Below are 11,703 nucleotides of genomic sequence, written 5' to 3' on the forward strand. Positions count from 1 at the left end.
TTGCCATCATCCGATGCAGCGCCACGTTTCGCTGTGATTCAAGACAAGCGTTTTCGGGATTTAACCAACCATGCGTTCGCATCTGCTCAAGGCTTTACCTTTCGCCCTCGCCGCCAGTTTCGTACAAGCACAAACCTTGCCGCAGGCCATGCAACAAGCATTGGATGTTCATCCGGAAATCCAGGCGGGCGTGAACAGTCGCCTGGCGGCGGATTATCAGCTCAAGGCTGCCAAGGGCGGCTACCTGCCTAGAGTGGACCTCGCAGCCGGGTACGGCCGTGAAGGCACCGACAGCGTGACCACCCGTTCGGGCACCAATAATCATTGGGAAACCTTGAACCGCAGTGAGTCGAGCCTGCGCCTGTCGCAAATGGTTTTTGACGGTTTTGCGACGTCCAGCGAAGTGGGGCGTCAACAAGCCAACGTCAATGCCCGTGCCTATTCCTTGCTCGACGCCTCTGAGCGCACTGGCTTGACCGTGGCCCAGGTGTACCTGGACGTGCTGACCCGTCGCGAATTCGTGCGCCTGGCCGAGGAAAACCTCAAAAGCCACGAACGCATCTTCGATCAGATCAAGCTGCGCACCTCCCGTGGCGTAGGCAGCGGCGCCGACCTGGACCAGGCCGAAGCGCGCATGGCCCAGGCCCGCAATAACCTCATCACCGAACAGACCAATCTGGCCGACGCCGAGACCAATTACCTCAGCGCCGTCGGCCAACTGCCGGATCAATTGGAGCGTCCCGCCGACTTTATGGCGCTGCTGCCGGCCAACCTCACCGAAGCCCGCGCCCAGATGCTAGACAACAGCCCGGTGCTGCGTTCGGCCGAAGCGGATATCGCCGCTGCCGAGCAGCAGTACGCGGCCGCCAAGTCGAGCTTCTATCCGCGCTTCGACGCAGAGCTGGGTCGCACCGCCGACAATGACCTGGACGGCCAGAACGGCCACAACAATGAATGGCAAGCCATGCTGCGCATGCGCTTCAACCTGTACGCCGGTGGCAGTAACAAGGCCGACCTGGAATCCAAGTCCTACCTGTCCAACCAGGCGCTGGATATCCGCAACAACGCGCTGCGCCAGTTGAACGAAGAATTGGGCCTGGCCTGGAACGCGTTGAACAACGCCAACGCCCAAGTGCCGATCGCCCAGCAATACGTCGACCGCAGCGCCAACGTGCGCACGGCCTATCAGAAGCAGTTCAGCCTCGGCGAGCGTACCTTGCTCGACTTGCTCGACAGCGAAAACGAGTTGTTTAGCGCTTCCCGTCGCCTGGCGGAAATCAAGAACGTGCAGCTGTTCACCCAGTACCGGATCAAGGCAACCATGGGCCAGTTGCTGAAAAGCCAGGGTGTGGTCGCGCCGTTGGCATCGGTTGTGCAGAACGACGTGAAACCCAAGGTCCAGTTACCTGGGATGAATTGAGTCCTCCCACCCGTTTTTATCAGTCAGAGTGCCGAGCGTGGAATCAGAAGTCAGTCCAGTCGAACTAGTTCATGACCCGCGCACGCTGCACGACGACCCATTGTTGGATGGTTTGCTGGCGCTTTGCATGCTGCATCAGAAGCCTGCCAGCGCGGCGATGCTCACCACCGGCCTGCCGTTGCCCAAGCAACGGCTGAGCGTCGAATTATTGTCGCGTGCGGCGGCCCGTGCCGGTCTGCAAGGCCGGGTGCTGCAGCGCAAGCTTGAACAAATCCCCGCCATTGCAATGCCCGCCCTGTTGCTGCTTAAGGAAGGCCGCAGCGCCGTGCTGCTGGGCTGGGCCGGGGACGGCCAGGCGCGCTTGCTGCTCAGCGAAAGCGAAGGCGGCGAAGTCACGGTGAGCCATGAGCTGCTTGCCGACGACTACAGCGGCAAAGTTTTTTTCGCCCAACCGCAGCATAAATTTGACGTCAACCACGGCACGCTCATTCCCCGCGCGCGATCCTGGTTTCGCGACACGCTCAAGCGTTCCCGCTGGCTGTACGCCGACGCCATCGCCGCCAGCCTGTTGATCAACATCATCGCCATGGCCGCTCCGCTGTTCGTGATGAACGTCTACGATCGCGTGGTGCCGAACCAGGCCGAGTCGACGCTGTGGGTACTCGCCGTCGGGATCACCGGCGCCTATGTGTTCGACCTGATCCTGAAAATGCTGCGCAGCTTGTGCCTGGATTTGGCGGGCAAGAAAACCGACTTGATCATTTCGGCGACGCTGTTCGAGCGCATCGTCGGCATGGCCATGAAATACCGCCCTGCGCGGGTGGGCAGCTTTGCCCAGAATATTCATGAGTTCCAGAGCCTGCGGGATTTCCTTGCCTCGCTGACCCTCACCAGCCTGATCGACCTGCCGTTCACCCTGCTGATCTTCATGGTCATCGCGATCCTCGGTGGGCATCTGGTGTGGATTCCGGTGCTGGCGTTCCCGATTGCCTTGCTGATCGGTTATGCGTTGCAAAAGCCTCTGGTCGCGACCATGGAGCGCACCATGGCCTTGGGCGCCGAGCGTCAATCCAGCCTGATCGAAACCCTCGCCGGCCTGGATGCGGTGAAGGTCAACAACGCCGAGAGTGAGCGGCAATATCAGTGGGAACAAACCATCGGCACCCTGGGCCGTCTCGAACTGCGGGTGAAAATGCTGTCCGGCCTGGCGATGAACATCACCTTGCTGATCCAGCAGCTGGCCGGGGTGATCATGATCGTCTTCGGTGTCTACCAGATCATCGCCGGCAACCTGAGCATGGGCGGGTTGATCGCTTGCTACATGCTCAGCGGTCGTGCCCTGAGCCCATTGGCGTCGCTGTCGGGCTTGTTGACCCGTTACCAGCAGGCGCGGGTGACCATGACGTCTGTCGATCAAATGATGGAGCTGCCCCAGGAACGCAATTTCGAAGAGCGTCCGCTTAGCCGCAAGGTCTTGCAGGGTGCAGTTGAATGCCGGCAGTTGAATTTCACCTACCCGAACCAGCAGAACCCCGCGTTGAAGAACATCAACCTGGTGATCAAGCCGGGCGAAAAGATTGGCATCATCGGCCGCAGTGGCTCGGGCAAAAGCTCGCTCGCCAAGTTGCTGGTGGGTCTGTACCAGCCTGACGACGGCGCGTTGCTGGTGGACGGCGTGGACATTCGCCAGATCGACGTCAGCGAGCTGCGTTACAACATTGGCTATGTGCCCCAGGACATCCAGTTGTTGGCCGGCACCCTGCGCGACAACCTGACCTCCGGCGCCCGTTACGTCGAAGACGAATTGGTGCTCCAGGCTGCGGAACTGGCAGGCGTACACGAGTTCGCACGCCTGCATCCGCAAGGCTACGAGCTGCAAGTGGGCGAGCGGGGACAGAACCTGTCCGGCGGCCAGCGCCAGAACGTCGCCCTGGCTCGCGCGTTGCTACTCAATCCGCCCATCCTGTTGCTGGACGAACCTACCAGCGCCATGGACAACACCGGCGAAGAACGCTTGAAGCAGCGCTTGGCCGCCGTGGTGGAAAACAAGACGGTGCTGTTGGTGACGCACCGGGCGTCGTTGCTGTCGCTGGTGGATCGCCTGTTGGTGGTCGACCGAGGGCAGATCCTCGCCGACGGTCCCAAGGCCGCCGTGATGGAAGCGTTGAAAAAGGGGCAGATCAGTGTTGCTTAAATCAGGTTTGAAGGGCGCTGTGGGCCGCTATTTCAAGGGTTCCGACTCGCTGCATGGCCAACCGCTGCCCGAGGTCAACAAGGCACTGATCGAGGACGCCCCGCGAGTGGTGCGCCTGACGATCTGGGGCATCATCGGCTTCTTTGTGTTCTTGGTGCTGTGGGCCAACTTCGCTGAGATCGACGAAGTGACCAAGGGCGACGGCAAGGCAATCCCATCGTCCAAGATCCAGAAGATCCAGAACCTGGAAGGTGGCATCGTCGCTGAGCTGTTCATCAAGGAAGGGCAGATCGTCGAGGCTGGCGCGCCGCTGATTCGCCTGGACGACACGCGGTTTGTCTCCAATGTCGGGGAAACCGAGGCCGATCGCCTGTCGATGCTGCTGCGGGTCGAGCGCCTGAGCGCCGAGGTTGAAGATAGACCGCTGAATTTTCCGGCCGATGTGCTCGAGGCCGTACCGGGCCAGGCCGCCAGCGAAGAGTCGTTGTACATCAGCCGTCGCCAGCAACTGCACGATGAGATCGGTGGCTTGCAGGAGCAGTTGATCCAGCGCCAGCAGGAGCTGCGCGAGTTCGTGTCCAAGCAGGCGCAGTACCGCTCCGGCCTGGCGCTGCAACGCCAGGAAATCAACATGTCCGAGCCGCTGGTGGCCCAAGGCGCGGTGTCGCCGGTGGAGGTGCTGCGGCTCAAGCGCGCCGAAGTCGAGACCCGCGGGCAACTGGACGCCACGACGCTGGCGATTCCTCGCGCCGAGTCGGCCATCAAGGAAGTGCAGCGCAAGATCGACGAGACCCGCGGTAAATTCCGCAGCGAAGCCTTGACCCAACTCAACGAAGCGCGCACCGACCTGAACAAGGCCCAGGCCACCGGCAAGGCCCTGGAAGACCGCGTGAGCCGGACTCTGGTGACGTCGCCGGTGCGCGGCATCGTCAACAAAATGCTGGTGAACACCATCGGTGGCGTGATCCAGCCGGGTAGCGACCTGGTGGAGATCGTGCCGCTGGACGACACCATCCTGGTGGAGGCGAAAATCCGTCCCCAGGACATCGCCTTCCTGCACCCCGGCCAGGACGCCACGGTGAAATTCACGGCTTACGACTACACCATCTATGGCGGGCTGAAAGCCAAGCTGGAACAGATCGGCGCCGACACCATCACCGATGAAGACAAGAAAAGCACTTACTACATCATCAAGCTGCGCACCGAGCGTAGCCACCTGGGCACGTCTGAAAAGCCGTTGCTGATCATCCCGGGGATGGTGGCGTCAGTGGACATCATCACCGGCAAGAAGACCGTGCTGAGCTACCTGCTCAAGCCGATCGTCAAAGCCCGGGCCGAGGCTTTGCACGAGCGGTAAATTAATCGAGCTGTGACTCGGTGCTTTTGTGGCGAGGGAGCTTGCTCCCGCTGGGTCGCGCAGCGGCCCCATGAAAAGCGACCAGCGCCGCGCACTCAAGCGGGAGCAAGCTCCCTCGCCACGGGCGTCGTTTCCAGACCGTCGGTTCGGCCATATGATTATGCGTTTTTAATATTTAAACTAACGCTCTTATATCTTTAAAGTCATCCCCCTGCGTACCTGCCGACCAATCGGCGCGCCGCACGACACAAACCAACACGGTAACGCCGTGAGTTTTGATCGATTGCGCGCCATTGAAGCGCGCCGTGCGTGGGAGTGATGTATGTCAGCCGTCTCTTTTTCTCCAGATTCAAATGCCGCGAACATCGCGCCGCAGTCGTTCGAGATCCGCCCATTCCCCGATGCCGTAGGCGCCGAGATTATCGGCCTGGACCTGTCCCGGCCCATCGACGACCAGGATTTCGCTCGCATCCACCGCGCCCACCTCGACTATCAGGTGGTGGTGTTGCGCGACCAACGCATCACCCCCGAACAGCACATCGCCTTCAGCCGTCGTTTTGGCGTGCTGCAGATCCATGTGCTCAAGCAGTTCCTGCTCGCCGGGCATCCGGAAATCCTCATCGTTTCCAACATCATCGAAAACGGTCAATCCGTCGGCCTTGGGGACGCCGGCAAGTTCTGGCATTCGGACCTTTCCTATAAGCAATTGCCCAGCCTCGGCTCGATGCTCCATGCCCAGGAGCTGCCGAGCGAAGGCGGCGATACGCTATTCGCTGACATGCACAAGGCCTGGGACGGTTTGCCCGAAACGCTGCGGAAGGCGGTCGAGGGCCGTTCGGCGGCGCATTCCTACACGGCGCGCTACAGCGAGACCAAATTCGAAGGCAACTGGCGCCCGACGTTGACGCCAGAGCAACTGGCCCAGGTGGCCGAAGTGGTGCATCCAATCGTCCGCACCCACCCGGAAACCGGGCGTAAAGCGTTGTTCGTCAGCGAGGGCTTCACCACCCGCATCGTTGGTTTGCCAGAGGATGAAAGCACCGCAATCCTGACGCAGCTGTATGCCCACAGCGTGCTGCCCCAGAACATCTATCGCCATCAATGGCAGCCCCACGACCTGGTGTTCTGGGACAACCGCTCGCTGATCCACTTGGCAGCCGGTTGCCCGAGCCATCTGCGTCGCAAGCTGTACCGCACCACCATCCAGGGCGACGCCCCTTTCTGATCGGCTGCGCAGCGCGCAAATTGCCCGGAGAATCACCATGTCCAAACGCCTTGTTTTTGCACCGTTGGCCGCAGCTATCGGCCTGGGGTTCAGCCTGCTCGCCGGCAGCCTGATCGCGCCGGCCAGCGCCCACGCCGAAGGCGAGATTCGCATCGCCGAGCAGTTCGGCATCGTTTACTTGTTGTTGAACGTGGTTCGCGACCAGCAACTGATCGAGAAACACGGTAAGGAGGAGGGCATCGATATCAAGGTCGACTGGACCCAACTATCGGGCGGTGCGGCGGTCAACGATGCGTTGTTGTCGGGCTCCATCGACATTGCCGGGGCCGGTGTCGGGCCGTTGTTGACGGTCTGGGACCGCACCCGTGGCAAGCAGAACGTCAAGGCCGTGGCATCCTTGGGCAATTTCCCCTATTACCTGCTGAGCAACAACCCGACCGTCAAGACCATCGCTGACTTCACCGAGAAGGACCGCATCGCGGTGCCGGCGGTGGGCGTGTCGGTGCAATCGCGGTTCTTGCAACTGGCCGCCGCCAAGCAGTGGGGCGACAAGGATTTCAATCGTCTCGACAAGTACACCCTGGCCGTCCCGCACCCGGACGCCACGGCCGCGCTGATTGCCGGCGGCACCGAGTTGACCGGGCACTTTTCCAACCCGCCGTTCCAGGATCAGGCCCTGCAAAACCCCAACGTCCACGTCGTACTCAATTCCTATGACGTGCTCGGGCCGAACTCGCCCACCGTACTGTTCGCCACCGAAAAATTCCGTGATGAAAACCCGAAGACGTACAAGGCGTTCATCGAGGCCCTGACCGAGGCCGCCGAGTTTGCCCAGAATGACAAAGGCGCGGCGGCGGACACTTACCTGCGGGTGACAAAGGCCAAGATTGACCGCGCGACCTTGCTCAAGATCATCGAAAACCCCCAGATCGAATTCACCGTCACGCCGAAGAACACTTACCCATTGGCTGAGTTCCTCTACCGCGTCGGTGCGATCAAGAACAAACCGGCCTCCTGGGAAGATTATTTCTTCCAGGACGCAAAACCGTTGCAGGGGAGCTGATCGTCATGAACGCGCCATTGCAAGGCCACGCGGCCAGCAACGCCACCCGCACCGACACCGCGTTGCTGGCGGTGGACAACGTCAGCCTGGAATACCGCACCCCGCAGCGTGTGGTGCGGGCTACCCATCAAGTCAGTTTCGAAGTCGATCCGGCGGACCGTTTTGTACTGCTCGGCCCGTCCGGGTGCGGCAAGTCCACGCTGCTCAAGGCCATCGGCGGTTTCATCGCGCCGAGTGAAGGCGAGATCCGATTGCAAGGCCAAACCGTCAACGCGCCGGGTCCGGACCGGATCGTCGTGTTCCAGGAGTTCGACCAACTGCCGCCCTGGAAAACCGTCAAGCAGAACGTGATGTTCGCGCTGCTGGCGTCGGGCACGCTCAAGCGTCGCGAAGCCGAAGAGCGGGCGCTGCACTACCTCGACAAAGTGGGGCTGGCGGCGTTTGCCGATGCCTACCCCCACACCTTGTCGGGGGGCATGAAGGCCCGTGTCGCGATTGCCCGGGCGCTGGCGATGCAGCCGAAAATCCTGTTGATGGACGAGCCCTTCGCCGCACTCGATGCCCTGACCCGGCGCAAAATGCAGGAAGAATTGTTGCTGCTCTGGGAGGAGGTGCGTTTCACCCTGCTGTTCGTCACTCACTCCATCGAGGAGGCGCTGGTGGTGGGCAATCGTATTCTGCTGTTGTCGCCGCACCCGGGACGGGTCCGGGCGGAAATCCACAGCCATCAATACGATCTGCACAGCCTTGGCGGCGTGGGTTTCCAGCACACGGCCCGGCGGATTCATTCGTTGCTGTTCGAGCAAGGCCAGTCGCCGGACGCCGAGCGTGAGCTGGGGTTTGCCGATATCCGTATCGCGTATTGAGGAAAGCGTTTGATGAGCCAGTTATTGCCAGTGCGCGAAGAATACGAAGTCGATCTGCAACCGCTGACCCACGTGCCGCTGGAGCGGGAGTTGCCCTTGGGCCAGCGCCTGTGGCAACAGGGTTGGCTGCGTAAAAGTGTGATTCTGATAGTGCTGGCGGTGCTGTGGGAGGGCGTGGCGCGTTACCAGAACAACGATTTGCTGCTGCCGAGCTTCCTGCAAACCGCCAACGCGTTGTACGACGGTTTGCTCAGCGGCGAGCTGCTGGGCAAGGTGTGGATTTCCCTGGTGGTGCTGCTCAAGGGTTATCTGCTGGGCATCATCCTGGCGTTTGGCTTGACCACTTTGGCGGTATCGACGCAGTTGGGCCGCGACCTGCTCAGCACGTTGACGTCGATGTTCAATCCACTGCCAGCCATCGCCCTGTTGCCATTGGCGCTGTTGTGGTTCGGCCTGGGACAGAACAGCCTGATTTTCGTGCTGGTGCATTCAGTGCTGTGGGCGCTGGCATTGAACATGTATGCGGGTTTTCTGGGCGTGTCCGAAACGCTGCGCATGGCCGGGCGCAACTACGGGCTCAAGGGCCTGCGCTTTGTGCTGTTCATCCTCATCCCGGCCGCGTTGCCGTCGATCCTCGCCGGGCTGAAGATCGGCTGGGCCTTCGCCTGGCGAACCCTTATCGCTGCCGAACTGGTGTTCGGCGCCACGAGCGGCAAGGGCGGTTTGGGCTGGTACATCTTCCAGAACCGCAACGAGCTGTACACCGACAAGGTGTTTGCCGGTTTGGCGGTGGTGATCCTGATCGGGCTGCTCGTCGAGAACCTGGTGTTCGACAGTCTGGAGCGGGTGACGGTGAAGCGTTGGGGGATGCAGCGTTGAACCGTTCTGAAGTCATCCTCCGAACCCGTGGCGAGGGAGCTCGCTCCCGCTCGGCTGCGCAGCAAAACCGGGCCATGCGGTTTGCCTGAAGGAATGTTGGGGGCCTGCTGCGCAGGCCAGCGGGAGCAAGCTCCCTCGCCACGGGTTTGGGGTTGTCTGGGCTGACGTCATCGCGGGCAGGCTTGCTCTCTCGCCACAGGAAGTGCGTTCAGTTCAGGGTTGTTCTCAATCCCCAGAAACGAAAAAACCGGCCGAAGCCGGTGTTTTCACCCCAACGGCCAGAGAATTTAATCTCTGCGTATGGGGTTGAGTGGGGGCATCCTAAGTAGAAGAAAGTGTAAGGCCAACGCTATCAGTGCTGATGTTACTTAACCCGTGGCGAGGGGATTCATCCCCGATGGGACGCGAAGCGGCCCTGAAAACAGTTATCTCGGTGTGTCAGGCTGTTGGTCTTCAACCATTTAGGTCTGCTGCGCAGCCCAACGGGGATAGATCCCCTCGCCACAGTGCGCGCATGACCAGCAGATTTCATACCTCTCACGGTTCCTCCTTGACGCTCTCCACCGCTGTCGTAGACTCCGCCCATCCGTCAGGGAGTAACGGTCATGCGACGTTTGTGCAGTTGGGTTGTGGGATTGGCCTTCATAACGTGCGGGGTTCAGGCGCAGACGCCGGCTTCCGACGATCCGTTGCTGGAGGGCAACATCTCCGCCAGTGCGTCGAGCAGCGAGGCGCGAGGAGTGCTTCGGGCGCGGGATCAAGCCGTGCTCGCCAGCGAGTTGGCCGGGCGGATTGTCGAGTTGCCGTTCAGTGAGGGTGAGTCGTTCAAGAAGGGCGACACCTTGGCGCGTTTCGATTGCTCGGCCTATCAGGCCCAGCTCAACGCGGCCCAGGCGGCGAGCCGGGGCGCCAGTGAAGAGCTGGCCCACAATCGGCAGCTCGCCGCGTTGAAATCCGTCGGGCGTTTCGAGGTGTCGCGGGCCGAGGCCCGGCTCAGCGAGGCCCAGGCGCAGTCCCAGGTTTATCAAGTGCAGGTCAAGCGCTGCAGCGTTATCGCGCCGTTCGACGGGCGGGTGGTGGCGCGCAAGGTCCAGCGTTATGAAAGCGTCGCGGCCGGAGCGCCGTTGCTAGACATCGTGGACAACCGCACGCTGGAAATTCACCTGCTGATTCCCTCGCGTTGGATGGGCAAGCTCAAGCCCGGCCAGCCCTTTACCTTTGTTCCCGATGAAACTGGCCAGCCGCTGCAAGCGACGGTCAAGCGCCTGGGCGCGCGCATCGACGAGGGCAGCCAGACGCTGTTGCTGGTGGCGAGTGTTCCGGATGCCAGCGGCCTGCTGTCCGGTATGAGCGGTACGGCGCGCTTCTCGGAGTCGAAGTGAACGCGCCGGTTTCGGGCAGCGCCGAGCAAGTGTTTGCCCGCTTCCTCGACCTGGAGCGCCAGACGAGGGCCGCGCGTACCCCGGAGCAGCTGAGCTACAGCTTGGTCAACGATGGCCAGGCCCTGTTCGGCTTTCGTCATGCCGCGCTATTGATCGCCGGTAAAGTGCAAGCCGTGACCGGCGTCAGCGCCGTCGAGCCGAACGCGCCGTTCGTGGCGTTTGTCGAGCAAGCAGTCGCGCAATTGTTCAAAAAGGGGACGCTGGACAAGGCGCGGGTCATTGCCCCTGACGAGGTGAGCGAATCGGTCCAGGCGGATTGGCGAAGCCTGTCGGCCGGGCACGTGTTCTGGCTGCCATTGATCGATCATCAAGGCCAGGTTTTCGGTGGCTTGTGGCTGGCCCGCGACCTTCCCTGGACGGCGCCGGAACAAGTGCTGCTGTCGCAGCTGGGCGACACCTACAGCCATGCGTGGCTGGCGCTGCAACCTCGCAAGCCGTGGCGCCTGCGCTGGACGCGCAAACGCCAGGTCGCGTTGGTGGCGGTATTGCTGCTGGGCTTGCTGATTCCGGTGCGCCAGTCCGTATTGGCCCCCGCTGAAGTGGTGCCGTTGGGCGGGCAGGTGGTGGCGGCGCCGTTGGATGGCGTAATCGCCGAATTCCGGGTCAAGCCCAACCAGACCGTCAAAAGCGGGGACCTGTTGCTGCGCTTCGAAAGCACCACCCTCAAGGCCCAGGCCGATGTGGCCGAGCGCGCGTTGGGCGTGGCCGAGGCGGAGCTCAAGGCCAATTCCCAGCGCTCGTTTGCCGACGCCGAGTCCAGTTCGAAGATCGCCTTGCTGGCGGCTCGCGTCGAGCAGAAACGCGCCGAGCGCGACTACGCGATGGAGTTGCTCAAGCGCAGCGAAGTCCGCGCCGAGCGTGACGGCATCGCGGTATTCGCCGACGCCGAGCGCTGGCTCGGCAAGCCCGTGCAGACCGGCGAGCGGCTGATGGAAATTGCCGATCCGAACCAGGCCGAGTTGCGTATCGAGTTGGCGGTGGGCGATGCGATTGCTCTGGAGCCGGGCGCGCAGGTGGCGTTGTTTCTCGACAGCGATCCGTTGCAACGGCACCTGGCCCGGCTTGAGCGTTCGGCCTACGAAGCGCAACCTACCGCCGCCGGACAGTTGGCCTATCGGTTGGATGCGCGATTCGATGCCACGGCGCCGCGCATCGGCCTGCGGGGCACGGCGAAGATTTTCGGCGATCGCGCGCCGCTGGCGTTGTACCTGTTGCGTCGGCCACTGGCAGGTCTGCGCCAGAGCGTGGGCTTGTAGC

General features: G+C 61.9%; 9 protein-coding genes. All 9 read left to right on the forward strand.

Annotation, left to right across the window (positions count from 1 at the left end; genetic code table 11):
• Positions 1-70: 70 nt before the first annotated feature.
• Positions 71-1,420: a TolC family outer membrane protein gene (locus J3P90_RS01055; RefSeq protein ID WP_420766500.1), complete on the forward strand. Its 1,350-nt coding sequence runs from the start codon at positions 71-73 to the stop codon at positions 1,418-1,420.
• Positions 1,421-1,457: 37 nt separating this feature from the next.
• Positions 1,458-3,614, forward strand: a complete 2,157-nt coding sequence (locus tag J3P90_RS01060) for a type I secretion system permease/ATPase (protein ID WP_434608434.1) — start codon at positions 1,458-1,460, stop codon at positions 3,612-3,614.
• Positions 3,604-4,971, forward strand: a complete 1,368-nt coding sequence (locus tag J3P90_RS01065) for an HlyD family type I secretion periplasmic adaptor subunit (protein ID WP_434675702.1) — start codon at positions 3,604-3,606, stop codon at positions 4,969-4,971. The genes J3P90_RS01060 and J3P90_RS01065 overlap by 11 nt, the downstream gene beginning before the upstream one ends.
• A gap of 322 nt (positions 4,972-5,293) precedes the next feature.
• A complete protein-coding gene (locus tag J3P90_RS01070; RefSeq protein WP_434675703.1) occupies positions 5,294-6,196 on the forward strand; it encodes a TauD/TfdA dioxygenase family protein in 903 nt (300 codons plus the stop codon).
• Between the two features lie 37 nt (positions 6,197-6,233).
• On the forward strand, positions 6,234-7,259 hold the full coding sequence (locus J3P90_RS01075) for an ABC transporter substrate-binding protein (RefSeq protein WP_434675704.1): 1,026 nt from the start codon (positions 6,234-6,236) through the stop codon (positions 7,257-7,259).
• 5 nt (positions 7,260-7,264) lie between these two features.
• Entirely contained in the window at positions 7,265-8,125 is an 861-nt protein-coding gene (locus J3P90_RS01080) for an ABC transporter ATP-binding protein (RefSeq protein WP_434649344.1), read from the forward strand.
• A gap of 12 nt (positions 8,126-8,137) precedes the next feature.
• Positions 8,138-9,004 carry an ABC transporter permease gene (locus tag J3P90_RS01085; RefSeq protein WP_434561290.1) on the forward strand — a complete coding sequence of 289 codons (867 nt, stop codon included), beginning with the start codon at positions 8,138-8,140 and terminating at the stop codon, positions 9,002-9,004.
• Positions 9,005-9,609: 605 nt separating this feature from the next.
• On the forward strand, positions 9,610-10,386 hold the full coding sequence (locus J3P90_RS01090; RefSeq protein WP_434675705.1) for an efflux RND transporter periplasmic adaptor subunit: 777 nt from the start codon (positions 9,610-9,612) through the stop codon (positions 10,384-10,386).
• On the forward strand, positions 10,383-11,702 hold the full coding sequence (locus J3P90_RS01095; RefSeq protein WP_434675706.1) for an efflux RND transporter periplasmic adaptor subunit: 1,320 nt from the start codon (positions 10,383-10,385) through the stop codon (positions 11,700-11,702). Before J3P90_RS01090 ends, J3P90_RS01095 begins: the two co-directional genes overlap by 4 nt.
• Position 11,703 lies beyond the last annotated feature (1 nt).

The sequence above is a fragment of the Pseudomonas sp. D3-10 genome, assembly GCF_051132175.1.
Classification (GTDB): Bacteria; Pseudomonadota; Gammaproteobacteria; order Pseudomonadales; family Pseudomonadaceae; genus Aquipseudomonas.